This window comes from Ramlibacter aurantiacus (assembly GCF_016722895.1).
In the GTDB taxonomy this organism is placed as follows: Bacteria; Pseudomonadota; Gammaproteobacteria; order Burkholderiales; family Burkholderiaceae_C; genus Ramlibacter; species Ramlibacter aurantiacus.
The window spans coordinates 16,479-42,044 of record NZ_JAEQNA010000008.1; the positions used below are offsets into that span (position 1 = coordinate 16,479).

Below are 25,566 nucleotides of genomic sequence, written 5' to 3' on the forward strand. Positions count from 1 at the left end.
CGCCTGAACAAGCGCTGGCGCAACACAATCATCATTTATGTCAACACCTCGCCGAGACCCAGGCTCCCCCGCTGTTAAGGGCGCTCAGCGTTTGGATGATCTTCAGCTTCTGGGAACGACCCCGACCTCACATGCGCGCCGGATCGGCCAGCGGCCTTCATAGCATCGCGCGACGGTTGGGGTCGTGTGGGTGTCCATCTCCAGGAGTGCACAGGCCTCACGAACCGTAAGGGGTAGGGGGAAACTAAAAGAGCTTGGGCTGAATCACCGGCGACTCCTCTACCTGCGCCTTCTTGAACGTAGTGGCTCCTTGAGACAGATCGGGATAAAGAGCTTTTTCCGTGCCACTTAGGAGCCCGTCAATGGAGAGGATTTGGAGCTTCGGGAACTTGTGCCCGGTAGCGGGACTGGTGTAGTAGCCGGCCTTTACAGCCTCTACGCTCATTGGTTTGGTAGGGCTAGATAACGTTAAAAACAGCCCGATGTCGGCTTTTTCGCGAACAACTACGTGGGCCAAGTCGCGGATCATGGCAACGTTAACGTTCTCCCCTCCCTTCACCGACACAATGATCTTTTTGTGGCCCTTCGCCTCATCCTTAAAGTAGATGATCCCGTCAATTCCGCCATCTGCGCCCTTCTTCTTGCCTTGGTAGGGCTGCGCGTTCACGAGCGAACACGCCCACCATTGGAACTGATACTTATCTGCTAAGGCCAGCGCAGCTGCACCCGCAATGTCTTTCGGTGTGCCGTGCACATCGAACGATATGCCAGGAAACGCGTCCTTCAACCGTTTCTCAATAAGCGAAATTGACAGGTGTGTGACGTCGATTCCTGTCCAGGGGCGCTTCAGCTTCTGAGCTGCATGGATCGTCGTTCCGCACCCGCAGAATGGGTCAAGCACCGAGCCGCCCTCGGGGCAGGCTGCCTCCACAATTCGCTCCAGCAGCCCTACTGGCTTCTGAGTGGGATAGCCTAGCCGCTCGGGGTCAGTAGTCCCCAACCAAGCCACATCCGCGTCAACAATGTCGCTGGAACCGAAGACAGTCCCTTCCGTGTACGGCTGCGCGGCCCATATGTCCTGAAGGGCCTGGCCGTCATCAGGTTTCAAGTAGCGGACCGGGACTGGCCATGCGTTGCCTTCGGTAAACTCGATTAAACCGACCTGGTAAAGAGCTTCGAGTTTGGCGAGTACCCCAAACGACTCGAACTCTTCGTCGTCCATCTGTTCCGCCAAGAATCCGGGGATCGCCCAATGCCGACCCTTCGCAGTCGGGTCAACATTTCTCCAAGGCATGCCAGACTCACCTTTCCGTATTCCTTCACCGGTCAGGACGTTCCCACCACTGGTGAATTGCATCTTCCCCGACCCAACATCGAGTGTGTAGCGCTTCTCTACGTGCTTACGCATGTACGGTCGCTTTACAACCTTGAAATAGTAGTCATTTGATCGGGTGTAGAATAAGATCACATCGTGAATGGGGCCGAACTTCCTCTTTGTGTGATGCGATCCCGTTCGTCTCCAGATGATTTCGCTCCTAAAGTTCTCGACACCGAAAATCCCATCCAAGATGATCTTCAGGTAGTGACTGGCTGTTGGGTCGCAATGAAGAAACAAAGAACCTGTTTTTTTTAATATGCGCCTGAGCTCCAACAACCGCACGGTCATCATCGTGAGGTAGGCCATCATGTCGTTCTCTTTGAGATACTGACGCAATGCGCTCAACATCTCAGCGACGCTAGTATTCCCTGACTGCAGGACGTCGTCAAACGCCTGCTCTGCGCTTTCGTTCCAATGCCAAGTGTCCTCGAATGCCTCAATTTGGGCCTGCGATTGAGCACCACTAGGAGTGCGAAACAGTATGTTGTAGGTTGCCTTGCTGTTGAAGGGAGGATCCAAGTAGACGAGGTCCACGCTCTCAGATGGAATTGACTCTCTGAGGACTTCAAGATTGTCCCCGTAGTACAAATGATTCGAAGCTTGTTGGATCTGTTTTACGGACATCTAATCCCTCTGCAAACCGGCGACCACGGCAGGTTCCCTGAATGATTATGGCATCCTGCTCTGCGAGGCAGGCAGAAACAAAATTCGTCTATGCGGGGTATGTTCAGAGTGAACGTATCCTGTTCCACATCCCGAGAAGGCCCCCCCGCTTCGCGGTCGTGGGTGGCGATCACATCGTCGTCTCCGGGCTGAAGCAGTACTTCCCGGAGTTCCCCGACCTGCAGGTGATTGGGAAGCCTACGATTCGCCGCACGCAATCGACTAGTGATGGCAAAGCCCGTCGACGTCTTGCTCGTTGGGGACTCCATACTTGGCCTGAGGGGACGGATGCCATGGCGAAGATCAAGCAGGCATCGCCGCACACCCAGCTCGTGGTGTTGACAGGCTACCCCGCCAGCAGCTTCGAAGCCACCTGCCGCAAGGCTGCAGCACAGGCGTGCATGCACAAGGATTGCGCGCCGCAGCAGATGTTGAGCGTCACCCAAAAGCGCGCCTTGAATCCCGACGACTCTCAAACCACGGCCGGCCCGCATCGATCGGCAAAACTTGTGCACGCGCGGGAGGCTAAATAACTCTGAGTGCCGGCCGCTCTCGGACCGGTTTTATGGGCTGCTGAACCAGAAGTTCGCCGATAAGCAACTCCACCTCATCCGGTGGCAGATGGAGCGACCTCGCGATGCTGTCTCGCGTGAGTCCGTCCTTCCAAAGCTCGTCAAACACCATTCGCCACAGCACCGACTTTTCCCGAGCTCGCCCTTCAGGCTCTTTGCTGCGGTAACCCAAATAGCTAATCTGCTTTGACAGACTTTCGTAATGCCAATCGGAAATTAGCTTCGCGTCGTGCGCTCGGCGTGCCAGCGCGGAAACTGAGACGCCCCAGCGTTTCTTAATACTCAGCAACTGAGAAAGCGATGGTTGCCGCGGCACATAGGCAATCAGGTCGCTTTGCTGGATCAAAAACGCTGATGCAAAGCTATCTGCTTCACGCTCCAGATTTCGGTCAAGCGCAGTCTGTCCGTGTAAGTGGAGGCATAGATGTGCCACTTCGTGCGCTGCATCGAAACGACTGCGCTCCGCTGACTTAAACGTGTTTAGGAATACAAACGGCACTTCTTTGTGCCAGCACGAAAACGCGTCAACGTTCTTGTGCTGCTCTGCCAACACAAAGACGCGCACGCCCTTTGATTCAAGCAGCTTGATCATATGTTCGACAGGCTGCGTGCCGATGCCCCAATGACTGCGGAGTGTCTCTGCCGCCACCACCGGATCTTCGTCGCGAAGATTGAGTAGATGCGGTTTCGGCAACTCGAAGCGCTCAGCGATCCAGTCGTGAACCTCAAACGCGAACGACCCGGCCGCCAACGCCGCGTCTCGCTGGCGAGCGGACAACGTCGACAGGCTGCGAAAGCTCACCGCCTCGGGCCGAAGTACTTCGCACTCGTTCTGATAGAAGAATTCAAACGGAAAGTTCAACGCCCGCGCGAGGGCGAGCACTGTTTCCCGCGAGGGCTCAGTCTTTCCACCATCCAGCCGAGTAAGTGTAGGTATGCTCAAGCCAGCTAGCTCGGCCAGTTCCTTCTTGGTTAGCTGTCTCCGCTGACGCGCCAGAGCCAACCTAGTCGCGCTGAACATGCAACTTCACTTCTTCTGAATCTTCACTTCGTAGTCAGCAGCACTGTCGCCGCCCAAATCGCCGATCTGGCGCGCATGTGGGGTCGGGTCGTAGTCCCGGTCCACCACAAAAATTCGCTTCGAAAATCCTTCAAACTGGTTGCCCTCGAACAACAGAGGGCACGACACCTCTGCCCGCAACTTCTTGCCTGAGGTGCTCACGCACATCAGCCAGACCTCGGGTACCACGCCGCGAACCTGTTCCTGCGTACCTTCGTCGCGCTCGAAGAGCACCTTCTGCCGCTGACCGTCATAAACCAGCTTGCGGGCACCGGAGCCCTTCTCCGAAATGGGCTGTGGGTCGCGCTCGGTGCACGCCATGTCCACGTTCTGGAAAACGAACTGGACGCCCAGTTTGTAGTTGATGGTCGCCTCTATGCCACGGTTGCGCACCATCTCCCAGCCGAGGGGCAGCAGGTTCAACCGCTTCGCTGCGACTCCTTTGTTGTACGCGTTGATACCGGGAGCGTTCACTGGCTCGACAGCCATCGTGTCGGCCTTCGCAGTCGCCGATGCGTCCGCGATCTTGTCGATGAGCTCTGGCGTGAAGCCGACCCCGAATGCCGTGAGCGCCTGCCTCACTTCAAGGTCACCTTTGATGATGATTTCCGACGCGTCCAGGCGCTGGAAGGTCGAGTCGTTTGCGGCCATTCGCGCATCCATGATGAGTTCGAGATCTGGAGTCTAGTCGACAAATCTGATCATGCATGCAAATTTTTTTCGCGCCCTGCACGGCCCGCAACCGGCTCGCGAGTCAGGCGGCCGGCCCCTCCTGCACCGCCAGTAGTCCTTCAGTCGATCGGCCGAATCCAATCTAGACGTCCTACAGCGAAAAGCCCCTGATCCATTACAGATCAAGGGCTCAACATTCTGGTGGTGGAGGTTCAGCAGGAGGAAAACGAACCCTGTCCTGGTGTTTGGCGAGTCTCGGCTGTTCGCGGCAACCTTGAAACTCCTGGGCGCCGGGTAGCAGCGCCGCAAATGACCCCGCCGTTTCGCTGTGACTGAACCGGCTTCTTCGTCCCGGGCAACGTGCAGCAATTCGTCAAGGACGGCCGCCCGCGCCTGATCGCCTCCTCCGGCCCGAAGCGCTTCCCGAGCACGCCGGACGTCCCCACACTCAATGAGCTGGGCTACAAGGACTTCGAGGCGACCTCATGGATCGGGTTGCTGACGACCGGTGGCACGCCCAAGCCCATCATCGACCGCTACAGCCGCGAGCTGGTGAAGATCCTCCACATGCCCGATATCCAGCAGAAGCTGCGCGAGATGGAGTTCGAGGTGGTGGCCAGCACGCCGGACCAGTTCGGCGCCTGGATCAAGACCGAGATCGGGCGCTGGGGCAAGGTGATCAAGGACACGGGCGCGAAGGCCGAATAGCGAGGGGTCGAGCATGTGCCGCAGGTGCGCGTGCGTCTCCCACGGCGAGCTGCTGAGTCTAGGCTTTGGGAAGCTTCATGAGCACGATCGGAGATAAGCGGAGCGTCAGCCTGCGACGACTCAAACTGAAGTCTTCGTTCCCGAGGTGGCCTGGCTCACGATCGGCGAACCCTCGTCCAGACGGAATGGAGCGCGCGTGCCCAGGTGCGGTGGGCAAGGTGCACGCCTTCGAACCGAACTGCGAGAGTGGGATCCCTTCACGCTCGGAATCGAATCGGTCGCGGTCGATCTCGGGGTTGAACTCCTGCAGGAAGGCGCTGACCGTATCGATCGACTTGGCGGTGAAGTCATGAATAGTCCGGCGGCCACCTCCGCTCATCATCATTGGAGCGGGGGACGGGAAGCGGTGATAGTCCTGCGGATACGCGGGAGCTTCCCGGCGCCATTTGGCTGCCTTCCGCCGCCCATCACGAAACGACTTGGTAGTAGATGTTCTGCGGATGCTGGGCCTGGGCGAAGAAGAACCAGCGCTCGGCCAGCAGCCCGCAAAACTGCAGCGGAAAGGCGATCAGGCACGCAGCCGGCGAGTAGGCCCACACGCCCCAGGCCAGCGCCAGGATCGGCACGGCGAACGTGAACACCTGGAAAAGGATCCTGGTGTTGCGGACCACCCGCACCGAGGCGCCGTGGAAGAACTCGCGGGTGTTGAAGGAGCCGCCGGTCATGCCCATCGACTTCTGCACGACCCGGGCCGCGTGGATGCCGATGGCCGTCTGGGTGGTGGATTTGGGCTTCAGCCGCGCATTGCGCCGCAATGAGAGCCCGCGGGTGATCCAGGCCAGGGCGGTCACGCCAATCGCCCAGGCGCCGGCCCCGGTGGCGAAGCGCATTTCGCCGCCCAGCGCCGCGAGGCCGCAGGCCGCCACCAGCCCAGAGGCAAGGCCCAACATTACATAATTAACAATCGTGAGCGGGTGCGCCCACTCCTGGATGAACCGGAGGCAGGCATAGATCATGGCCGTGCAGTACCACAGCAGCAGTGCTCCGGCGATCGCCAGCCAAGGCAAAGCGGCCGCGAGCGTGTTGCCGCCGCTTCCGTAGGTCATCGCCACCGCCCAGGCGCCGACGACTCCGATGAAGAGCGGCAGCACGATCACTTCGCGGGACATCCAGGAGGTGCGCCACATCAACGCCGCGCGCCAAGCCCTCATCGGGTGTCCGAGGTGGAAGAAAGAAGCGGCGAGCGCCGCAACCAGCATGAAGGTGGCAACCCACAGCATGGCCGAGGTCGCGCCGGAGTTGCCCGGCGCGATGCCCGCCAGCGTCGCCAACGCCAGCGCGACGACGAGGCCTTGCGCGGCGCCGGCGATGGTCGTGAACAGGATGATGGAAGCAGCGGGTTTCATCCTGGGCCCTTGTCGCCGACAGCGGGCACGCGCCGGCCTGGCACCGGCTTGGACTTTAGAAAGTCGCTCAGCCGGAACTCGCTGATATCCTGCGAACAGGTCGATGTCGTGACCCGGCGCGGAAGGTAGTGGTTGGCAGGCTGCGTGTCCCATTCCGGCATAAGCTGATAGCCGCCGCGCTCGCGGATCGCCTTGGATACTTCCGATTCCGGGTCTTTTACGTCACCGAACAGGCGGGCGCCGGTCGGGCATGCCTTTACGCACGCTGGTTTGCGATCCTGCGGCGCAAGGTTCTCGTCATAGATGCGGTCCACGCACAGCGTGCACTTGGTCATCACCTTGCGTTCCTCGTCGAACTCGCGCGCACCGTATGGGCATGCCCAGCTACAGTACTTGCAGCCGATGCACTTGTCGTAGTCGACCAGCACGATACCGTCGCTCGCGCGCTTGTAGCTGGCACCCGTCGGGCACACCGGCACACAGGGGGGGTCCTCGCAATGCAGGCAACTCTTGGGAAAGTGGATGGTCTGGGTGTCAGGGAAGGAACCCGCCTCATAGGTCTGGACCCGATTGAAGAAGGTGCCGGTCGGGTGCGTATCGTAGGCATTCAGGTCTGCCAGAGGGCCCGCCGCGCCCGAGGTATTCCACTCCTTGCATGATGTCACGCAGGCGTGGCAGCCTACGCAAACATTGAGGTCAATTACTAATGCCAGCTGCTTGGCCAGCGTCTCCGGTACTTCGGCCTGGCTCATGATTTTTGCCTTGCAAAATAGGCGACGATCTTTCGTGCGCCGCCGAGAACGCCCGGGGTATTGGGCATCGTTCTCACCTGCGGAAAGGTTTCCTTGCTTTCGTCGGGCTCTGCCGGTCGGATGTTCACGCGCACGTCGTACCATCCGGCCTGCCCAGTGATCGGGTCCGAGTTACTGATCCTGCCCTGCGCAAAATGGAGTTCCTCAGTGATCAGGTGGTTCAGCAGAAAGCCCATGCGCGACTCGTCCGCCGCCGGCGCGAGTTGCCAAGACCCTGAGCCCTTGCCGATCGCGTTCCAGGTCCAGACAGTGCCCGGCTCCACTGCGTCGCTATAGCGCACCATGCAGCGCAGCTCGCCCCAGGCGCTGGTCACCCAACACCAGCCGCCGTCGCTGACGCCGGCCTGCTGAGCGGTCACGGGATTCACGTACAGATAGTTGTGGCTGTGGATCTGACGCAGCCACGCGTTCTGAGAATCCCACGAGTGATACATCGCCATGGGCCGCTGAGTGATAGCCGAAAGTGGGAAGCGTTCGGTGTCCACGCAGTCGTTCTCCAGCGGGGCATACCAGAAGGGCAACGGGTCGAAGTAGGTGGCGATACGCTCGCGCAGGGCATCGGGCGGCTGTCGACCGCGGCTCTTGCCCTGCGCCGCGAGCCGGAAGCTCTGGAGAGTGTCCGAGTAGATGGCAAGCTGGATTGGGTCGTTGCGCTGCCGCCACCCGTACTCCTTGGCGAAGTTCAGGTAAGGCTGGTTCCAGTTGCGCATGTACTGCTGGTCTTCCCGCATGTGGTACTGGAACACGCAATTGTTCTTGCCGTACATCTCCCACTGCTTCGGGTTGGGATCGCCGCGCAGGTGCTCGGTGCCATCCTTGCCGCGCCACCCCATAAGGAAGCCGACGCCGGGCTGCGCCTGAAAGTTGACAACGAAGTCGGGATAGTCCTTGAACTTGCGCGAGCCGTCCTCGTTAGTGAAGGCCGGAAATTTGAGCCTCGAAGCCAACTCGATCAAGACTTCCTGGAACGGCTTGCAGTTGCCGGCGGGTTCGACCACCGGAACCCGCACAGAGTCGGCCGGCCCTTCAAATTCAGAGATCGGCCGGTCCAGCATGCTCATTACGTCATGCCGTTCGAGGTAGGTTGTGTCCGGCAGCACAAGGTCGGCGAAGGCCACAGTCTCGCTCTGGAAGGCGTCGCAGACCACCAGGAAGGGGATCTTGTAGTTGCCGTCCTCGCCGCGCTCGTTGAGCTTCTTGCGCACTTCCATGGTGTTCATTGTGGAGTTCCACGCCATGTTCGCCATGAAGATCAGGAGCGTGTCGATTTCGTACGGATCACCGCGAACGGCGTTGGTGATCACGTTGTGCATCATGCCGTGCGCAGATAACGGGTGTTCCCACGAAAAGGCGTGGTCGATGCGCAGCGGCGTGCCGTCCGCGTGCACCGCCAGTTCATCGGGGCTGGCCGGGAAGCCGAGAGGCGCGGCATTCAGCGGTGTGTTCGGCCGGATCATGGCGGGGTCATTAAAGGCGCGGTAGTTCGGCACTATGTGCCGCGGGTAAGGCGCCTTGTGTCGGAAGCCGCCCGGCACGTCAATGGTGCCGAGCACGCTCATGAGGACGGCCAGCGCGCGCACTGTCTGGAAGCCGTTTGAGTGCGCCGCCAGGCCGCGCATCGCGTGGAAGGCAACCGGCCGTCCCTGGGTGGTTTCGTGTCGCTTGCCCCAGGCGTCCGTCCAGGGGATCGGCAGTTCAAAAGACTGGTGCAGAGCCGTCTCGCCCATTTCACGCGCCAGCGCCTTTATGCGGGCGGCTGGGATGCCCGTGATCTCCGCCGCCCATTCGGGCGTGGTGGTCGCCACCCGATCGCGCAGAAGCTGGAAGGCAGGCGCCACGCGTGCTCCGGCCGGCAGCCTGTAGTTGCCCTCGAGTGCCAGCAGACGGCCTTCCTCCACGCCTTCAGGGTAGGCGTGCACCACGCCGCCGCTCGCCAGGTCCCACGCCAGCTTGTTATGCGGGTTGCGGCCGTCGCCCGGCGGGCCCGCGGCGGGGTCGAACGCGAATAGTCCCTCGCGCTCGCCCTCGTCCAACGTCACGAGCTGCGGCGCGTTTGTGTAGCGCTGGAGGAACTCGCGGTCGATCAGGCCGGTGGTGATCAACTCGTGTAACAACGCCATGAAAAGAGCGCCATCGGTGCCGGGCCGGATCGGGATCCATTCGTCGGCGATAGCGGAGTAGCCCGTCCGCACAGGGTTGATGGAGATGAAGCGGCCACCGGCGCGCTTGAACTTGCCCAGCGCGAGCTTCATCGGGTTACTGTGGTGGTCCTCCGCCGTCCCGATCATCACGAACAGCTTGGAACGGTCCAGGTCCGGACCGCCGAATTCCCAGAAGCTGCCACCGATCGTATAGATCATGCCGGCGGCCATGTTGACCGAGCAGAAGCCGCCGTGCGCCGCGTAGTTCGGCGTGCCGAACTGGCGGGCGAACAGGCTGGTGAGGGCCTGCATCTGGTCGCGACCGGTGAACAGCGCGAACTTCTTAGGGTCCGTCGCGCGAATCTTGCCGAGCCGCTCGGACAATATGCCGAAAGCCTGGTCCCATGAAATTGGTTCGAATTCCCCATCCCCCCGCTGGGAGCCCGCTTTGCGCAGCAGCGGCTGCGTCAGGCGCGCAGGTGAGACCTGCTTCATGATGCCGGAACTGCCTTTGGCGCAGATCACCCCCCTGTTGATCGGGTGGTCCGGGTTGCCGTCGATGTACCGTACCTCGCCGTCGCGCAGGTGGACGCGAATGCCGCAGCGACACGCGCACATGTAGCACGTGGTGGTCTTGACCTCCGTCCCGACCGCGGAACTCGCGGTCGCATCGTGCAACGGCTCGCTCGAGAGGAATTTGAACATGCGCAGATGCTAGGCCGTTGTCCCAGCTGCCTAAGCTCATAATTCGGTTCTTCGTGAACCAGAAAACCGATCAGAGACTTCGCGTCACGCTGCGCCAGCTGGAGGTGTTCGCCGCGGTCGCCCGCGGCGGCACGACGCGGGCCGCGGCCGAGGAGATCTCCCGCTCGCAATCGGCGGCAAGCAACGCGCTCGGCGAGCTGGAGGCCGTGCTCGGCGTGCAACTGTTCGACCGGGTCGGAAAGAAGCTGGTCATCAACGAGAACGGGCGCGCCCTGCTGCCCAGGGCAGCCAGCATCGTGGAGCAGGCCCTCGAGACCGAGTTGCTGTTCACGACCGCGCACGCCGCGCCGCTACGGCTGGCCTCCAGCTATACGATTGGCGAGTACCTGCTGCCCGGGTTGATCGCGACCTGGAAGGCGACACACCCGCGCAGCCACGTGCGGCTGCAGATCGCCAACACCCATGACGTATTTGAGTCAGTTGCCTCATTCAGCGCGGACATCGGGTTCATCGAGGGTACGCACACGCACCCGGAGCTCACGGTCCGGCGCTGGAGGTCCGATGAATTGGTGATCATTGCCTCACCGGACCACCCCCTGGCGGGCCGACGGGCCACTGGGCGGCTCCTGCAGCAGGCGACCTGGGTGCTGCGCGAAACGGGCTCCGGCACGCGAGAGGCATCCGACCGCTGGCTGATTCCTCACTTACCGCAGATCGAGGTGGAGTTGGAGCTCGGCAGCAACGAGGCGGTGAAACGGGCCGTCGCTTCCGGCATCGGCCTGGGCTGTCTTTCGCGTTACGCCGTGAAGGAGGCCATCGGCCAGGGCTGGCTGGTAGAAGTATTCACGTCGCTGCCCGCCATGCAGCGGACGCTCGCCATCGTGCTGCATCGCTCCAAACGGCTGGGCGCCGCCGCCACGGGTTTCCTGCAGCACTGCGTGCACTCCTGAGGCCGCGGTCGCGCACGGAAATAACAGGTTTGACTTTACTTGAACGGAAATTGCGTGCAGCGCTCACTCAGCAGACATGTCCGGCTCCGAGATTTCCCTCCGTCAGTCCATTCCTGCTGCCGACCTCGTGCCTGATTTCAAGGCGGCTGAGACCCGCGCCTTGACCTGGGTGCCGCTCGCGTGCCAGAAGCTGGACCAATGCCACTGCGCTTATCCTTGCGCGAGTGAACGAACGGACTTGCCTGGCCTCCGTCCGCACGACTTCCAATGGTGGAAGCATGGATCGTAGATATGTCGTTCCAGACGCTTCCGCGCATTGTTACGGGCAGCTGCGCTGTGCGGTCAATGAACCACGTCCATTGAGCAAGGGGCAGTGAGCTATCAGCCTACGTTCCCACGTAAATGGACGTGGGAACGTAAAGACAGACGATCTGGAAGACCTCAGGCGCGGGCTGGTGTCGGACACAAGGGTGATGGGCACAGCGTGTTATTGACCGCTTAGGCATTACCTCGTGCGCCTCTCCTTGCGGCCAAGGGCCTCCGCACCCTCGCCGGGGGGGCCGTTCACGCAGCGGATCGTGTCTTAGCTGCTCTCATGCGAGCTGTTCACGGGCACGTACGTGTGGGGCTTGATGGAGAGGACCGAGGTAAGGCAGAAGGAGTTCCGTTCGCTTCCCCAGGTTTGGGCTCTCATGGTCATTTAGTTGGCGAACTGTTTAGCTCACGCGCCAAGTTGAAGATGACGCATGTACCATATAACGGTGGCGGGCCGGCGGTAGTGGACCTAATGTCAGGCCACATTCCCACGGGTTTTATGACACTTGGTTCTCTATCCCAGCAAGTGCGCAGCGGAAAGATCAGACTGCTTGCAGTCGCCAGCGCAGGACGTGTCGCGGCATTCCCGGATGTCCCGACGTTCGCAGAGCTTGGCTACAAAGAGCTGACAGGTGCGACTTGGTTTGGTTTGGCAGGACCCGCACAGTTGCCGCGAGAAATCACGCTAAAGCTAAACTCCGCTGTTCGTAAGGCACTAGCCGACCCCGATGTTCGCGCAAAGTTGAACGCCGAGGCCATCGAAGTGGGCGACTTAGACCCTGAAAAAACTGCTGAATTTTTCCGGGCAGAATACGCGCGTTGGGCGCCAATCGCCCGCCAAGTGCCGAAGAAGGCCGCTGGTCCAACACCTAAAACAGAAGCTCGTTAACTCACTGCTGCCCAAACTCGTATCGGCCAGTTGCTTCTAGCGTAACGAGCCATAGCTGCAGCTTTTGCTGAAGCACCGGCTGGTCCGTGGCGATCATAGGGTAGTGAGTGCTCGAACGAGCAGTTCCGTCAGGTGGCTGCTGGTGGTTATTTGCCGCGGTCTTCGTCTACTGATCCCGTGTGCACTCGTCAAACGGCGGTTGCAATTCGATCGAGGCGAGCGCCGGGGCATGGGTTCCCGTTGATCATTGTGTAGGAGTTGTTCGGTCCGCGCCCCCGCGAGGCGCTCTTGCGTCCGGATGCTGACGTATTTGCGATCCGCGATCGGAGTGGCAAACCAGTTGCCATCTCTCTCAGGCTGCTTGGCGTACAGGGCCTGTTCAAGGGCGTCCGGTAAGAAGGCTATCCGCATGGATGCCCACCCGCGCGCCGTTCGGCGACTCGCCGTCGCCGGGTATATCAATCGCGAATGTCCTGGAGGAACCACTCGGTCGGCAATTCGCGTCCCATGCCGACGGCGCGCGCCTTGCGGTAAACCAGGCCGCCCGCCGCCGAGAACTGCAGGCCTTGGTTGCCTATGTTGTGATAGAAGGTGATCTCCTGATCGCTGCGCTGCCCTGGGACGCGTCCGAACACCAGGTCGCAGTAGTCCGGATAGTCTCCGCCGAATCCGCTCGCGCCCGTCGGCTCAGGCAGCCGCCGCATTTCCTCCTCGGTTCCGGCTATGAAGGCAACGGGGCTGTGGCCGACCTCGCAGCGCACGCGGTGACTCTCGGCGAGCTTCAGCCCGCCGACGCCCTGGCGAATCTTGACGTCGAAGCGCGCAAGCGCTTCGCGGCTAACCTCGGCTGGGCCCAGCATCGCCACGTGCATGCCGGGCTCAAGCCACTGCGCGTCGAACGTGGGCGACATGCTGTCGGTGCAGGTGGAAAGAATGTCCGCCCCACGCACGGCCTCTCGCGCGCTGTCAACCGGGGTGACCTCAATGCCGAGCTTTTCTCCCATCTCCTGTGCGTAGAGCTCGCGGTTTGCTCGCGTGGGGCTGAAGACCTTAACGCGTTGGATCGGCCGCACAGCGCAGAACGCTTCGAGAAACGTGCGCGCCATGCCGCCCGAACCCAGCATGCCGACGGTCTGCGCGTCTCTGCGCGAAAGGTGCTTCGCGCCGATCCCCGCGCCCGCGCCGACGCGCATGTGCTGCAGCAGCCCGTCGTTGATGATGGCAAGCGGCTCGCCGTTCTTCGTGCTGAAAAGGAAGATGAGCCCGCAATACAGTCCCGGCTGCACGCAATACTTGTTCTCGCGCCACACGCCGGAGGCGTTCTTTGGCCAAGTTATGACATCCGACTTCATGCGAATGGCGAAGATGCCATCGTTCGCGCCTTCCATTGTGCCCCAGCGGTAGTAACCGTCTTCACGTTCGCAGGGGACGTACATGTCCAGGCGCGGCCGGTGGATTGCGCCGCCGGACGGAAGCTGCCGAAACGCGTGCTCGAGCGCATCGATACATTCGGACATCGACAGCAGCTGCTCCACCACTTCGTTGTGAATGAATAACATTCCCGCTTCTCCACCAGCTCACTGGATAAGATAGAGGCGCCAAGTGTATCGACATCGAGAGGCAGCCTGTGACTGTGACTGAGATCAGGAGCGTGGGCATCGTAGGGCTCGGCAGCATGGGCAGACCGATCGCTCGACACATTGCCCGGCGAGGTTTCCAGACCGCCGGCTACGAAGTCGATGCAGCAACGGCGCAGCGGGCGTCGGGCGAGGGCATCGCCTTAGCAGCCTCGGCGGCCGAGCTGGCCGCGGCAAGCGACCTTATCGTCGTGCTCGTCGGGTTCGATGCCGAGGTCGAGGCAGTGATTCTTGGAGAGGGCGGAGTTCTTTCCCGCATCCGCCCGGGATCAATCATCGCGGTCTGTTCGACCGTTGCGCCTCAGACGATGAATGCTCTCGCACATGAGGTCCAGCGCGAGGGCGTTCACCTTGTAGATGCTCCCCTTACTCGTGGGGAGGAGGCTGCGGAAAGCGGGAAGCTACTCGTCATGGTCGGCGGAGAGTCGCACGCAGTGGAGCGTTGCCGGCCGGTTTTCTCGGCGTTTGCCGATCCGGTATGTCACTTGGGCGCCCTCGGCGCTGGCCAAATTGGCAAGCTTGTCAATAACCTCATCCTGTGGGCATGCATGTCGGCCAACTACGAGGGCCTAAAGCTCGCGAGCGCACTCGGAGTTGAGCCAGAAGCTCTGCGGCGGGTGCTGGTCCAATCCAGCGCCAGCAACTGGTCGCTTCAGACGCGGGCCGATGAGAAGCCGGTTCCCTGGGCAGAGAAGGACATGACCATTGTGCTGAAGGAAGCCGACCTTGCCCACGTGAGTTTGCCGCTATGCGGGGTGGTAAAAGAGGTAATCAAGGGCTTCAAAATCGAGCGCGGGCTTCCGCTACTGGGGATCTGACGATGCTTATCAATCGCCGTGTTGCAATCGCCCTTTGTGGACTTTCTTTGCTCCTGCCTGCCCAGCTGCCTGCGCAGGAGGCTTACCCGAGTAAGCCCATCCGCCTCATCGTCCCGTACGCGCCCGGCGGCAACTCCGATACCCTTGCGCGCATCCTTTCCGACAAGCTGGCTGCTCGCATGGGGCAACCGATCGTGGTGGATAACCGACCATCCGCGGGGTCGATTCTCGGCACGGACCTCGCTGCTAAGGCTCCTCCAGACGGGTACACGCTCGCCATGACCGACCCAGGCCCGATGGCGATCAATGCAGCTTTGTTCCGCAAGCTGCCCTACCAGCCCAGTAAGGATTTAGCGCCGGTAGCGCTTCTTGCTTCGGTGCAGCAAGTTCTCGTGGTGCACCCTTCGGTGCCAGCGCGGTCCATGCAGGAGCTCGTCGCCCTTGCCAAGGCAAAGCCAGGTGGGCTCAACTACGCTTCCTTTGGCATAGGCAGCATCGGCCATCTCGCGACGGAACTCATCAAACGCACTGCTGACATCGACCTGGTGCACGTACCCTACAAGGGAACGGCGCAAGCCACTGCTGCCCTCCTTGCTGGAGAAGTTTCGGCTATCGTCCTTGGCGAGCCGGCAGTACTCGGGCACATAAAAGCTGGCCGAATGCGTGCGCTTGCTACCCTTGGCGGAAAACGTTCGGTGTCACTCCCCGAGGTGCCGACGATGGCCGAATCAGGGATCCCAGGATTCGACATCACCGTATGGTTCGGGGTAGTGGCGCCAGCGCGTACACCCGGCGAGATCATTGCCAAGCTAGCGGGCGAAATCTCGCAGGCGTTCGCCGAGCCTGACGTTAAGGAAAAGTTGTCAAACCTCGGCTTTGAGCTAAGGACGGGCACACCGGTGCAGTTTAAGGCTCTGGTCGAGACAGAAACCCGGATGTGGGCCGCTGCCGTCGAGGCGTCTGGCGCTCGCCTCGATTAACGCTTGCAGCCGCCGCTAACGCGAACTCGTAGCCCGCGGTGGCTGACAGTCTCCAGCCCTGTGGTCGATAAGCGTGGGACACGGTTCGTGGCCCGCTCTGGACTATGCCACCTTACGATGAACTGTGACACAGCGAACGGAGAAATGCCGCGTCAGCTGAGCGTGGAACCGATTCCATTCCTCCCCACAAGGGCAGTGCCGCACGGAGTCGTCCACCAGCACGTCGCGCGGGCGGCAATGGGGACGCTTGTCCACCGCCACGCAGGTGATTTGCGCGTGCTGGGGCGGCGTGGCCCAGCTGCCGCGCACGATTGAAGTCCGCGAGCACGCCGTCGCAATCGAGGAAGAGTTGCCGCTCGCTCATCGCCCGGGCGGCGCCACGGTCCAGCCCACCAGCCGGACCACGAGCGGACGCATCAGCAGCACCCCCATGAAGGCCACCGGCCAAGCCACCGCATAGGCCTTGATCACGCGCCATGCATAGCCGCTGCCGGCGCCGGTGTTGTAGGCGGTGAGGGCAAGGCACAGCAATATGCAAACCAGCGAGGCCATGTAGAACGAGAAGGCCACGGGCGCGAAACGGGAAGGCAAGCGGTGACGGATCATCTGTTTCATCATGGGCCGATATTTTTGATTGCCTTGGGAAAAGCCGGTCGAATATACTTAGCCCTCAAAGTATATTCCCCTTCATCCTTCCGCCACAGGAGCCCCTTCCATGATCACTGCCGAAGAAAACGATTTGCTGTGCCGCGTCGAGAACGGCGCCCCCATGGGACAGATGATGCGCCGCCACTGGGTGCCCGTGTGCCTCGCCGAGGAGGTGCCCGAGCCCGACGGCACGCCGGTCAAGGCGCGCATCCTGGGCGAGGACCTGGTGGTGTTCCGCGACAGCGAAGGCCGCGTCGGCGTGCTGGACGAGCAGTGCCCGCACCGCCGCGTCTCGCTGGTGTTCGGCCGCAACGAGGAGGGCGGGCTGCGTTGCCTCTACCACGGCTGGAAGATGGACGTGCAGGGCAACGTGCTGGAGATGCCGTCCGAACTGGCCGCCAGCCGCGTGGCCGAGAAGATCAAGCACAAGGCCTACCCCGTCAAGGAATGGGGCGGCCTGGTGTGGGCCTGGATGGGCGAGAAGGACGCCATGCCCGAGTTCGTGCCGCCGCCCTGGGCGCCGACCGCCGAGGTGCGGGTGTCCATCGTCAAGGCGGTGCTGCCGGCCAACTGGGCGCAGATCCTGGAAGGCGCCATCGACTCGGCCCACAGCTCCAGCCTGCACAGCTCGGACATGGTGCCGGCGAAGGTGCAGGGGGCCGAGGCCACCGACAAGGCCTGGCTGCGCCCCTCCACCGACAAGGCGCCGCGCCTGCAGGTGCAGCGCGGCGGCTACGGCTTCCGCTACGCGGCCATCCGGCGGCCGATCTTCGATGCCGAGACCCACGACTACGTCCGCAGCACGGTGTTCGTCGCGCCCTGGACGGTGCTGATCCCGCCGAACAACCTCTACAACGTGGCCAACGTCAACGTGCCGGCCGACGACACCCACACCAACTTCTACTTCATCGCCTGGGGACATCCGTCGCAGACGCCGGAGACCGAGACCTGGCGCAAGTTCCTGGGGCAGACGGTGGGCGTGGACCTCGATGCGTACTACCGTCCGCTGCGCAACTTCGACAACCGCTTCTGGCAGGACCGCCAGGCCATGAAGGCCGGCAACTTCACCGGCATCAAGGGCTTTCCCAACCAGGACATCGCGATGTGGACCACCATGGGCGCCATCGCCGACCGCACCCATGAGCGACTGGGCGCGAGCGACGTGGCGGTGGTGCAGTTCCGTCGGCAGATGCTGGAGGCGCTGCAGGCTTTCAGGGATGGCGGCCAGGCCATCGGCACGGGCGACAACGCGATTCCGGGCAGCGTGTGCGCCTACCAGAGCGTGATCCCCAAGACGACCGACTGGCGCCAGTTCGAGGCCCGCTACGTGTGGCCGGGTGCCCAGGAAGCCACCGAGAACGACAACGGCTACCTTGTGAAGGCCTGAGAAGGATTCCATGAGCAAACTCCAGATTTCCGTCGCCATGGGCGACTACGACCGCACGCGCGCCCTCTTCGACGGCCGGGTGCAGATCGACGGCTGCGATCCCGTCTACATGTTGCTCAGCCCGGAGGAGATGTTCTTCCGCGCGATGCGCAGCCGCGACTTCGACGTGACGGAGCTTTCGTTCTCCAGCTACCTGGTCAAGCACTCGCGCGGCGAGAGCCCGTACGTGGCGGTGCCGGTGTTCCTGTCGCGGGCGTTCCGCCACACCTCGATCTACGTGCGCAAGGACCGCATCGGCAAGCCCGAGGACCTCAAGGGCCGCCGCGTCGGCATCCCCGAGTACCAGCTCACCGCCATCGTGTGGGCGCGGGCGCTGCTGCGTGACGACTACGGCATCGCGCCCGAGGACGTGACCTGGGTGCGCGGGGGCATCGACACGCCCGGCCGGCCCGAGAAGATCAAGCTGGACCTGCCGCCCGGCGTGAAGGTCGAGAGCGCGCCCGAGGGCAAGACGATCTCGCAGCTGCTCGACGAACGCGAGATCGACGGCTTCATCGCGCCCCGCCCGCCCAGCGGCGCCGCCGTGCACAACCCGAACGTGGGCTGGCTGTTCGACGACCCGACCGCGGTGGCCAAGGACTACTACCGGCGCACCGGCATCTTCCCCATCATGCACGTGGTGGGCATCCGCAAGGAGCTCGCGCAGCAGCACCGCTGGCTGCCGGCCGCGGTGTTCAAGGCCTTCAGCGAATCGAAGGCGCGGGCGCTGGAGCTGCTGGCCGACACCTCGGCGACCAAGGTGACCCTGCCTTTCGTGGAGGAGCAACTGAAGGCCGCGCGCGAGACCATGGGCGAGGACTACTGGGCCTATGGCGTGGAGTCGAGCCGCCGCACGCTCGAGGCACTGGTGCACCACCACCATGCACAGGGGCTGTCCGCACGCAAGATGGCGATCGAGGAGTTGTTCGATCCGTCGACTTACGAGTCGTACAGCATCTGATCGCGGGGGTAGGTGACTTCGCATTGCGGGGCGTGCCCCCACCCGAGCCCTCCCCCAGCGGGGGAGGGAGCCGGGCGTTCCTCCTTCCCCCTCTGGGGGAAGGCCGGGATGGGGGCACGCCCCTGACGCCCTAGACCTCCTCGTCCTCTTCCTCGCCGCCGTCTTCCTGCGCGAGGTTCTCGATCATCGTGATCAGCGCCTTGCGTAGGATCGCCACCGTCTTGTCGGAAAGCCCCCGCACGCTCGCGTGGTTGACCTCCTCGGCTAGTGGCACCAGCTTCTTCTGCAGCGCGCGGCCGGCCGGGGTGAGGAACACGTGCATGTTCTTGCGGTTGCCGGCGAGCTGCCGGCGCTCGATCAGCCCCATCTGCTCCATCGCCTTGACGGCGCTGAAGGTGGTGGGCTCCATCACGCCGGCCAGGTCGCTCAGCTCCTTCTGCGTCAGCCCGTCGCGGGTCCAGAGGATGCGAAGGAAGGTCCAGTGGGCCGAAGGACACCCCGTACGGCGCCAGCCGATGCTGCAAGGCACGCATCTGGGCGCGCGCCACGTCGCGGATCAGGTGGGCCAGGCGATCGTCGGGCACCGACTCGCGCCAGTGCTCGAGCAGTTGCAGGGTGTCTTTGGCGTGTGTCATGGGGGGGTAGGAATGGCGCCAGGCGGCAGCTCGGCCTGGTGGCGCAGGATGATATTCCCGCCCCCGCGACCCGACTCGAGGATCGCCAGGCACACCTCCACCGTGGCACGCGACCAGGCGCCGTCGTGCAGCGGCACCCTGCCCTCGCGCGCCACCGCCCACAGTTCGTCGATCACTTCGCTGCGCGGCACTGCCGGCACCGGCAGTGCCTCCATCCGCACGCCCTCTTGGTCATGCACTTCGACGCCGAACGGCGTGAGGCGCAGGTCGCCTGCGTCGCAGCACACCAGCACCGGTCCGAAGTGCTGGAATGCCGTCGGCGGCGAACCGGCATCGGGCACCCAGGCCGAGCCGCCGAAGTTGCGCTCGGCCTTCAGCCGCGCCTCCTCGGCCTCGTCGGTGGCCTCGCGCAGCTTGCGCCGGGTCTGCTGGTGCGCGCCGGGCGGCTTCGGACGGCCCATCTCGCCGATGCCGTCCATCTGCGCATCGCTGTCGTAGTAGCCGTGGCCGTTGTAGCTGAGGCTGGCGAAGGCGCCCGAACGGAACGACAGTAGCGCCGAGTAGGCCCCCTCCGTCGGGCGCGCCGGGTCCCAGCGCCCGGTGCGCGCGAATACCGAGTCCACCAGCCCGCCGCCGAGCAGCCGCACCACGTCCACCTGGTGCGCGGCCTGGCTGAAGACCACGCCGCCGCCCCGCGCGGTGTCCAGCTCCTCGGGCCGGCGCGGGCGGTACAGGAAGTCGGTGAAGTTCATCGCATGGATCGCGCGCACCGCGCCGAAGCGGCCACCCTCGACCATGCGCCGCGCCTGCAGCACAGGTGCGTTGAAGCTGTGGCTGTGCCCGACGAGCAGGCGCGTGCCGGCGCGCGCGCAGGCGTCCATCATGCGGCTGCAATCGTCCAGCCCGAGGGCCATGGGCTTTTCGACCAGCACGTGCTTGCCGTGGGCGGCGGCCAATCGCACATGGTCCACGCGCAGCTGGTGCGGCGTGGCCACGTACACCCACTCCACCTGCGGGTCGGCGCACACCTCTTCGGGTGAGCGGCAGGCGCGGCCGGCGAACTCGCGCGCGAAGGCCTCGGTGGCGCTGGCGCGCGGATCGAAGGCGGCGACCAGGCGCACCCGCGGGTCGCGCGAGAAGGTCGGCAGCATCAGCGTGAAGGCGCGGCCCAGGCCCAGCACGCCCAGCCGCAGCGGTGCGGCGCCGGCGTTCACAGGCCCAGGCCCCGCATGTCGTTCCTGCGGAGCGGGACGCGAGCCCTGGGGAGTCCCCGCCTGAGTACCATCAGGTAACGATCCGTCTCGATCGCCAGGGGATGCAGGGGTTCGGCTTCTGACATGGAAACTCCACTACCCGGAGAGGGGATTAGCACGCTTGGGCAGGCATCAAGCTAATCGTACATTTAGCGACTACGAGCAGAAGTGCCCCTGGCGCGGACACTTCGTTCATCGCGAGCGACGGCCATGCTCTCCGCAGGCGCTGATCGGCGGCCAGCTCGATTTCCTTATCGCCGCGCTGCAGAGACGTTTGCCGGCACCCATGGGATCACCGTTCCGCCGGCAGCGGCGGGTACCCCCCGCAAGGAAGCCCTCGAGGAGCTCAGGGACCTTCCTCGTTTAGCATTTCATTGGCCCGGTGCTGGAGCTTTGTCAGAGCACGCTCGAACGCCTCGCGCTCTGCTTCCGACAACGCGCTGAGAAGTTTCTCCTGCCGCTGCATGACTGAAGGAAAGCTTTCCCTGTAGAGCGCCTTACCTTTGGTGGTGAGCTCCAAGATGACCTTGCGAGCGTCGTTTTCATCGCCCCGGGTACTCAAGTACCCCTTTTCAGCAAGTGCCGCGGCCGTCCGGCTGATCCAGCCCTTGTCCGTACTCATCTCGGAACTCAGCGCATTTACAGTTATGGGAGCGTTTCGCGCCAGCGCGGCGATAAGCCGCCATTCGGCAAGAGACACGTTTAAGCGCTTCGCATAGAAGCGCATGGCTCCTTTGCCGAGGGTGTTGGAAAGGACCAGGAGCTGATAAGTCAGCAGGTCCTTGTAACTCTGCTCGCTACGATTGCCGACCAGCATCTGCCCCTTGGCCTGCATGCCGAACACTCCCACAAAATTGTCTTGACAACATCCTAACACAGGCCTAATATCGCTGTCATCACAACATTTCGACGGCAACACCTTGTAGGTGCTGTCGTGGCTCGGCTAACCGGCTTGGAAGGTGGACAGTTCGATGCGAGTCAAAATAGCAGCCATCGTGGAAGAGACGCCTCTGGTCAAGTCCTTCGATCTGGTGAGTGCCGATCCCGCGGTGCCGCTACCAGCGCATACCTGCGGAGCGCATATCGCAGTTCCAGTCGTGCTGCCGGATGGCTCCCGCGACACGCGTTCCTATTCCATCGTGAATCCGCCAGCCTACCGCGGCTTCTATCGGCTGGCGGTGCATCGAGAAAGGGAAGGCAAGGGTGGCTCTGCCTACATGCACGAGCAACTGCGAGTTGGGGATGAGTTCGAGATCGACGCGCCGAAAAACCACTTCGAGCTCGTGTCGAACGCCGCTGAATACATCCTGATTGCAGGTGGGATCGGAATAACGCCCATCCTGTGCATGGCGAGCCAGCTAGTCGTGGAAGCTCGGCCGTTCACCTTGCATTACGCCGCCCGCCAACCCGAACTGATGGCCTTTCGTAACGACGTGCTCGGCAGGTGCGGAGAACACGCAAGGCTCTGGTTCGATGGGGGAGATCCGGCCAAGGGCATGGATCTGAATGAGATCCTACGCGAATGGCGCCCGGGCCTGCATGTCTACGTATGCGGCCCAGCCCGCCTGATCGATGCAGTGCTTGCCATTTCCGGCTCGTGCGGGTGGCCGGAAACGGCGGTCCACTTCGAACTATTCAGCAACCCAACGGCAACACAGGAAGACGATCAGCCAGTCGAGATCGTCCTGCAGCACTCTGGTCTAGTGGTGAAGGTGCCGCCTGGGAAGAGCATCCTTGATGCCGTCCTCGACGCCGGTGTGGATGCCGATTTCGACTGCAAGGTGGGGGAGTGCGGCTCCTGCCTGACAACAGTTTTGGAAGGCACGCCGATCCACCGGGACTACTACCTCAATGGGAGGGAGCGCGCGGAAAACAAGTCCATGTGCACTTGCGTTTCGTGGGCGAAGACCTCCCGATTGGTACTCGATCTGTGAGAAGGATCGAGGGTCCGCTGGTGCTCGCGAGTTCGTATTCAGTTTCAACAGGAGGCAATAATGCTTGTATCTAATGAAGCCACTGACAGGGCGGCTCTCAAGCGATTGGTCGACGAGGACCGGGTGCACACAAGCGTGTACTTCGACCCGGAGATCTTTCGGCTGGAGATGAAGCACATCTTCGAATCTACCTGGGTATACGTAGGGCATGAAAGCGAGGTTCCGGAACGCGGCGACTACATCACCACCTTCGTCGGCACTCAGCCGGTAATCGTGAGTCGTCATCGTGACGGCAAGGTGTACGTCCTCAACAATCGGTGCGGGCATCGCGGAGCGATCGTTGCAAACGATGAGAAGGGGAATACAGGCAGCAGTTTTCGGTGCGGCTATCACGGATGGACCTTTCGCACCAATGGCGAATTGCTAGCTGCGCCTCTCAAAAACGGCTACCCGGAACGCTATGACCTGCGCCAGAAGGAGTTCGGCCTCGTTCCAGTGGCAGTCGCCAGCTACCGCGGCTTCCTGTTCGCCAACTTGAGCGCCGCACCCGAGTCGCAAGTCGATCTTCCACATCACCTGGGACCGATGAAGTCATGCATCGACGCGCTCTGCGACCGCGCTCCCGAGGGCACGATCACACTCGCCGGTGGGGTTCAGAAGTACGTCCTATCGGCCAACTGGAAGACCCAACTCGAGAACCTGAACGACTTGTACCACCCGCCCTACTCGCATGAGTCAACCGTGCAGGAGGGGGGCAGGCAGTTCACTCGTCGATCCGGCGACAAGACGGGCCCGCAGATCCTTGACGAGGACCAGCACACCTCGATCTGGGACCGCATTGGGATCTGGGCGTTCGACAAGGGGCACAGCTTCTGCGGCCCGCTAAACAGTGAAAAGGCACGTGGCGGCGAAGTTGTTGCGCGTTACAGGGCCGCACTGCTCGCAAAGCATTCGGAAGAACGCGTGAACCAGATCCTTGAGGAACCATTCCACAATGCGATCTTCTACCCAAACCTTTGCATACAGCTGTTGTCAAACCATATCCGAGTACTCCGACCGATTGCCGTGGACAAGACGGAAATCAGGGTGTACCCGGTGCGCCTTGATGGAGCGCCCGAGGAGATGTACCACGAAGTCATCCGCTACCTCAATGTCACTCATTCTCCTGCGTCTATGATTCAGACCGATGACTTAGAGATGTTCCGGCGCATCCAGGTAGGGGCGCACGCGCAGGGTGCCGAATGGGTCGTGTTCGGGCGTGGCTATGGTCAGGATGTCCCTGATGGCGGAGGGCTGAAGGGATTCGGCACCAGCGAAGTATCGATGCGAAACCAGTACAAGGCCTGGGTCGATTACATGTGCCGAGGAGTTTGAGATGAATCATCCGCGAGAACAATCATTCGACACAGGCACGGCGAATCTGCAGCAGATCAGCGAATTTCTAGTGAAGGAGGCTTCCCTGCTCGACGAACGCCGGTTCGAGGAGTGGATGGAGTTGTTCGACGAGACCGGCGTGTATTGGGCACCAACCAGTCACTCCCAGGTCAGTCCGCTGACCGAGGTCTCGATCTTCTATGACGATCGGGTTCTGATGAAGCAGCGGATCACGCGATTGAGGCATGAACGGATTCACATTCAGTCGCCGCCCTCTAGAACTGTCCACATCGTGGACAACCCGGTGATTTGCGAGCAGCGGCCGGAGGCCGGCACGCTCGTCGTCAGCTCAAAATTCATTATGGTGGAGTACCGGCCGAGCGTGCCAGAAGGCGTGCAGAAGTTATTTGCCGGTGAATACCGGCACACCTTGCGGCGCAACGGGTCCAGTTTCCTCATTCTCGAAAAAAAGGCGACGCTGGTCAACTGCGACGCGGTTTTCGCCCCCATGGCGCTGTACTTCTGATCTGGGAAATTCGGGGGTCGCGGGGGCAGCAAACCGTGGTTGCCCCCCCGATCTGAGTTCCGCGGATCTGGCTATCGAACTTTCCCGCATTGCGGATCACCTATTCCGGATCCATAAGCGCTGAATGTGCTCGAGATTCACAAGCACCATCGCTTCATTAGAAAGGTGCCGCAACTCTATAGCCGTGCAGCGTACGGCCGCTAAGCTCAACCGCTTTCATCCATGATCGTTCGTCGGACCTTCAGATCCATCCGCACGACAGCTTGAACGCATGGGGGGTGCAGTTGTGAAGACTCACAAAACTCAGGAGACTTGACGTTGGACCCGACACTACTTGCAGGAAAGCGGGTGCTTCTCACGCATGCCAATCACTTCATGGGCCCGGCGCTACGTGAGGTATTCGAGGACCACGGAGCCGAGGTCATCGCCGACGAGGACCCCTTGGAAGATGCCTTCGCGGCGACTCGCGTCGTTACGGCTGCGGGGCCGATCGACGTGCTGCTCGCTCACCTGGCGGAGCCCGCCCCCGTGACGCTGGCGCATGAGGTCACTGAGGCCGAGTGGCACCGTGTGTTCGGTCGCCTGGTGAATCCGCTGCCTTTGCTCCTTCGCGCGGTGCTGCCCCAGATGCTGGCCCGCAAGTCTGGGCGAATCCTTGTGATCGGCAGCGCCTCCGCATTGCGCGGCATGGCTGGCAAGTCCACCTACAGTGCGGCTCGCGGTGCGCAGCTGGCCTATGTGCAAAGCGTTGGCGTGGAGTTGGCCCGGCATGGCGTGCAAGTTAACGCCATTGCCCAGAACTTCGTCGAGAACGCCACTTACTTTCCGCCCGAGCTGCAAGCCACACCGGAATTCCAGCAGCGCGTCGATCGCGAGGTGCCCCTCGGCCGTCTGGTGAGCGCGCGGGAAGATGCCATGTTCTGCGCTTACCTGTGCAGCGATTCCGCCGGCTGCTTCGTGGGCCAGGTGTTCCCCGTATCCGGAGGATGGGCGGTGCGCTGATGAATGGCACACTGAATTGACGCTCGACAGGACTTGTGGCATGTGGCGATGCGGCCCGGCAAGCGCCGCCAACTCGATGAGGGCTGTCGTCGGGCATTCAG

At 62.2% G+C, this 25,566-nt stretch carries 23 protein-coding genes and 2 pseudogenes; 12 read left to right on the forward strand and 13 right to left on the reverse strand.

The window, feature by feature from the left end; genetic code table 11:
* Nucleotides 1–244: 244 nt before the first annotated feature.
* Complete coding sequence (locus tag JI739_RS18750; protein WP_201685478.1) at nt 245–2,002, reverse strand: DNA methyltransferase; 1,758 nt, start codon at nt 2,000–2,002, stop codon at nt 245–247.
* A 332-nt stretch (nt 2,003–2,334) separates the two neighbouring features.
* On the opposite strand from JI739_RS18750, the gene JI739_RS18755 reads away from it, so the two are divergent.
* A complete protein-coding gene (locus JI739_RS18755) occupies nt 2,335–2,574 on the forward strand; it encodes a response regulator transcription factor (RefSeq protein WP_201685479.1) in 240 nt (79 codons plus the stop codon).
* Here the strand turns inward: JI739_RS18755 and JI739_RS18760 are convergent.
* Together JI739_RS18760 and JI739_RS24575 are read right to left on the reverse strand one after the other, a co-directional pair.
* On the reverse strand, nt 2,567–3,634 hold the full coding sequence (locus JI739_RS18760; RefSeq protein WP_201685480.1) for a helix-turn-helix domain-containing protein: 1,068 nt from the start codon (nt 3,632–3,634) through the stop codon (nt 2,567–2,569). The two genes, JI739_RS18755 and JI739_RS18760, sit on opposite strands and share 8 nt — an antisense overlap.
* Before the next feature lie 6 nt (nt 3,635–3,640).
* Entirely contained in the window at nt 3,641–4,324 is a 684-nt protein-coding gene (locus JI739_RS24575; RefSeq protein WP_236589873.1) for a hypothetical protein, read from the reverse strand.
* Nucleotides 4,325–4,705: 381 nt separating this feature from the next.
* Between JI739_RS24575 and JI739_RS18770 the strand changes: the two genes are divergently transcribed.
* Entirely contained in the window at nt 4,706–5,053 is a 348-nt protein-coding gene (locus JI739_RS18770) for a Bug family tripartite tricarboxylate transporter substrate binding protein (protein WP_201685481.1), read from the forward strand.
* 58 nt (nt 5,054–5,111) lie between these two features.
* Here the strand turns inward: JI739_RS18770 and JI739_RS18775 are convergent, their stop codons facing one another.
* The 4 genes from JI739_RS18775 to JI739_RS18790 form a co-directional block, all read right to left on the reverse strand.
* Nucleotides 5,112–5,438 carry a hypothetical protein gene (locus JI739_RS18775; RefSeq protein WP_201685482.1) on the reverse strand — a complete coding sequence of 109 codons (327 nt, stop codon included), beginning with the start codon at nt 5,436–5,438 and terminating at the stop codon, nt 5,112–5,114.
* Nucleotides 5,439–5,520: 82 nt separating this feature from the next.
* A complete protein-coding gene (locus JI739_RS18780) occupies nt 5,521–6,459 on the reverse strand; it encodes a dimethyl sulfoxide reductase anchor subunit family protein (protein WP_201685483.1) in 939 nt (312 codons plus the stop codon).
* A complete protein-coding gene (locus JI739_RS18785; protein WP_201685484.1) occupies nt 6,456–7,211 on the reverse strand; it encodes a 4Fe-4S dicluster domain-containing protein in 756 nt (251 codons plus the stop codon). The genes JI739_RS18780 and JI739_RS18785 overlap by 4 nt, the downstream gene beginning before the upstream one ends.
* On the reverse strand, nt 7,208–10,117 hold the full coding sequence (locus tag JI739_RS18790) for a molybdopterin oxidoreductase family protein (protein ID WP_201685485.1): 2,910 nt from the start codon (nt 10,115–10,117) through the stop codon (nt 7,208–7,210). Before JI739_RS18790 ends, JI739_RS18785 begins: the two co-directional genes overlap by 4 nt.
* Before the next feature lie 53 nt (nt 10,118–10,170).
* Here JI739_RS18790 and JI739_RS18795 point away from each other — a divergent pair, with 53 nt between their 5' ends.
* Nucleotides 10,171–11,067: a LysR family transcriptional regulator gene (locus tag JI739_RS18795; RefSeq protein ID WP_201685486.1), complete on the forward strand. Its 897-nt coding sequence runs from the start codon at nt 10,171–10,173 to the stop codon at nt 11,065–11,067.
* 595 nt (nt 11,068–11,662) lie between these two features.
* On the forward strand, nt 11,663–12,271 hold the full coding sequence (locus JI739_RS18800) for a tripartite tricarboxylate transporter substrate binding protein (RefSeq protein WP_201685487.1): 609 nt from the start codon (nt 11,663–11,665) through the stop codon (nt 12,269–12,271).
* A 261-nt stretch (nt 12,272–12,532) separates the two neighbouring features.
* Here JI739_RS18800 and JI739_RS18805 read toward each other — a convergent pair.
* Nucleotides 12,533–12,694 (reverse strand): annotated as a pseudogene (locus JI739_RS18805) (IS3 family transposase); the annotation flags it as partial.
* A gap of 35 nt (nt 12,695–12,729) precedes the next feature.
* Nucleotides 12,730–13,830: an ornithine cyclodeaminase family protein gene (locus JI739_RS18810; protein WP_201685488.1), complete on the reverse strand. Its 1,101-nt coding sequence runs from the start codon at nt 13,828–13,830 to the stop codon at nt 12,730–12,732.
* 68 nt (nt 13,831–13,898) lie between these two features.
* Between JI739_RS18810 and JI739_RS24875 the strand changes: the two genes are divergently transcribed.
* Together JI739_RS24875 and JI739_RS18820 are read left to right on the forward strand one after the other, a co-directional pair.
* Complete coding sequence (locus tag JI739_RS24875) at nt 13,899–14,726, forward strand: NAD(P)-dependent oxidoreductase (RefSeq protein ID WP_354003757.1); 828 nt, start codon at nt 13,899–13,901, stop codon at nt 14,724–14,726.
* A 2-nt stretch (nt 14,727–14,728) separates the two neighbouring features.
* Nucleotides 14,729–15,706, forward strand: coding sequence for a Bug family tripartite tricarboxylate transporter substrate binding protein (locus JI739_RS18820; RefSeq protein WP_201685490.1), 978 nt, complete (start codon nt 14,729–14,731; stop codon nt 15,704–15,706).
* Between the two features lie 360 nt (nt 15,707–16,066).
* Here the strand turns inward: JI739_RS18820 and JI739_RS18825 are convergent, their stop codons facing one another.
* Nucleotides 16,067–16,321 (reverse strand): DUF2798 domain-containing protein, encoded by a 255-nt coding sequence (locus tag JI739_RS18825; RefSeq protein ID WP_236589874.1) that lies wholly within the window; start codon nt 16,319–16,321, stop codon nt 16,067–16,069.
* Nucleotides 16,322–16,421: 100 nt separating this feature from the next.
* Between JI739_RS18825 and JI739_RS18830 the strand changes: the two genes are divergently transcribed.
* A complete protein-coding gene (locus JI739_RS18830; protein WP_201685492.1) occupies nt 16,422–17,741 on the forward strand; it encodes a Rieske 2Fe-2S domain-containing protein in 1,320 nt (439 codons plus the stop codon).
* A 10-nt stretch (nt 17,742–17,751) separates the two neighbouring features.
* The gene (locus tag JI739_RS18835; protein ID WP_201685493.1) at nt 17,752–18,741 is read left to right on the forward strand and encodes a substrate-binding domain-containing protein; all 990 of its coding nucleotides are present in this window, start codon (nt 17,752–17,754) and stop codon (nt 18,739–18,741) included.
* Between the two features lie 130 nt (nt 18,742–18,871).
* Here the strand turns inward: JI739_RS18835 and JI739_RS18840 are convergent.
* The 3 genes and pseudogenes from JI739_RS18840 to JI739_RS18850 all read right to left on the reverse strand — a co-directional run bounded on the left by JI739_RS18840 (nt 18,872) and on the right by JI739_RS18850 (nt 21,464).
* Nucleotides 18,872–19,376: pseudogene (locus JI739_RS18840) on the reverse strand (MarR family winged helix-turn-helix transcriptional regulator).
* Nucleotides 19,373–20,590 (reverse strand): Gfo/Idh/MocA family protein, encoded by a 1,218-nt coding sequence (locus JI739_RS18845; RefSeq protein WP_201685494.1) that lies wholly within the window; start codon nt 20,588–20,590, stop codon nt 19,373–19,375. Before JI739_RS18845 ends, JI739_RS18840 begins: the two are co-directional and overlap by 4 nt.
* A gap of 385 nt (nt 20,591–20,975) precedes the next feature.
* The gene (locus JI739_RS18850) at nt 20,976–21,464 is read right to left on the reverse strand and encodes a MarR family winged helix-turn-helix transcriptional regulator (protein ID WP_201685495.1); all 489 of its coding nucleotides are present in this window, start codon (nt 21,462–21,464) and stop codon (nt 20,976–20,978) included.
* A gap of 136 nt (nt 21,465–21,600) precedes the next feature.
* Between JI739_RS18850 and JI739_RS18855 the strand changes: the two genes are divergently transcribed.
* The 4 genes from JI739_RS18855 (at nt 21,601) to JI739_RS18870 (ending at nt 25,465) form a co-directional block, all read left to right on the forward strand.
* The gene (locus tag JI739_RS18855; protein WP_201685496.1) at nt 21,601–22,563 is read left to right on the forward strand and encodes a PDR/VanB family oxidoreductase; all 963 of its coding nucleotides are present in this window, start codon (nt 21,601–21,603) and stop codon (nt 22,561–22,563) included.
* A 135-nt stretch (nt 22,564–22,698) separates the two neighbouring features.
* Entirely contained in the window at nt 22,699–23,937 is a 1,239-nt protein-coding gene (locus JI739_RS18860; RefSeq protein WP_354003758.1) for an aromatic ring-hydroxylating oxygenase subunit alpha, read from the forward strand.
* 1 nt (nt 23,938) lies between these two features.
* Nucleotides 23,939–24,463: an aromatic-ring-hydroxylating dioxygenase subunit beta gene (locus JI739_RS18865; RefSeq protein WP_201685498.1), complete on the forward strand. Its 525-nt coding sequence runs from the start codon at nt 23,939–23,941 to the stop codon at nt 24,461–24,463.
* A 318-nt stretch (nt 24,464–24,781) separates the two neighbouring features.
* Nucleotides 24,782–25,465: an SDR family oxidoreductase gene (locus tag JI739_RS18870; protein ID WP_236589875.1), complete on the forward strand. Its 684-nt coding sequence runs from the start codon at nt 24,782–24,784 to the stop codon at nt 25,463–25,465.
* Nucleotides 25,466–25,566 lie beyond the last annotated feature (101 nt).

Bases quoted from the DNA above. Each gene is read 5' to 3' on its own strand.
- JI739_RS18835 (WP_201685493.1), top strand. From the start codon at position 17,752: ATGAGCAAACTCCAGATTTCCGTCGCCATGGGCGACTACGACCGCACG.
- JI739_RS18790 (WP_201685485.1), bottom strand. From the start codon at position 10,117: ATGTTCAAATTCCTCTCGAGCGAGCCGTTGCACGATGCGACCGCGAGT.
- JI739_RS18810 (WP_201685488.1), bottom strand. From the start codon at position 13,830: ATGTTATTCATTCACAACGAAGTGGTGGAGCAGCTGCTGTCGATGTCC.
- JI739_RS18830 (WP_201685492.1), top strand. From the start codon at position 16,422: ATGATCACTGCCGAAGAAAACGATTTGCTGTGCCGCGTCGAGAACGGC.
- JI739_RS24575 (WP_236589873.1), bottom strand. From the start codon at position 4,324: ATGGCCGCAAACGACTCGACCTTCCAGCGCCTGGACGCGTCGGAAATC.
- JI739_RS18820 (WP_201685490.1), top strand. From the start codon at position 14,729: ATGCTTATCAATCGCCGTGTTGCAATCGCCCTTTGTGGACTTTCTTTG.
- JI739_RS18760 (WP_201685480.1), bottom strand. From the start codon at position 3,634: ATGTTCAGCGCGACTAGGTTGGCTCTGGCGCGTCAGCGGAGACAGCTA.
- JI739_RS18750 (WP_201685478.1), bottom strand. From the start codon at position 2,002: ATGTCCGTAAAACAGATCCAACAAGCTTCGAATCATTTGTACTACGGG.
- JI739_RS18855 (WP_201685496.1), top strand. From the start codon at position 21,601: ATGCGAGTCAAAATAGCAGCCATCGTGGAAGAGACGCCTCTGGTCAAG.
- JI739_RS18775 (WP_201685482.1), bottom strand. From the start codon at position 5,438: ATGATGATGAGCGGAGGTGGCCGCCGGACTATTCATGACTTCACCGCC.
- JI739_RS18800 (WP_201685487.1), top strand. From the start codon at position 11,663: ATGCGAGCTGTTCACGGGCACGTACGTGTGGGGCTTGATGGAGAGGAC.
- JI739_RS18780 (WP_201685483.1), bottom strand. From the start codon at position 6,459: ATGAAACCCGCTGCTTCCATCATCCTGTTCACGACCATCGCCGGCGCC.
- JI739_RS18755 (WP_201685479.1), top strand. From the start codon at position 2,335: ATGGCGAAGATCAAGCAGGCATCGCCGCACACCCAGCTCGTGGTGTTG.
- JI739_RS18825 (WP_236589874.1), bottom strand. From the start codon at position 16,321: ATGAAACAGATGATCCGTCACCGCTTGCCTTCCCGTTTCGCGCCCGTG.
- JI739_RS18865 (WP_201685498.1), top strand. From the start codon at position 23,939: ATGAATCATCCGCGAGAACAATCATTCGACACAGGCACGGCGAATCTG.
- JI739_RS18785 (WP_201685484.1), bottom strand. From the start codon at position 7,211: ATGAGCCAGGCCGAAGTACCGGAGACGCTGGCCAAGCAGCTGGCATTA.
- JI739_RS18850 (WP_201685495.1), bottom strand. From the start codon at position 21,464: ATGCAGGCCAAGGGGCAGATGCTGGTCGGCAATCGTAGCGAGCAGAGT.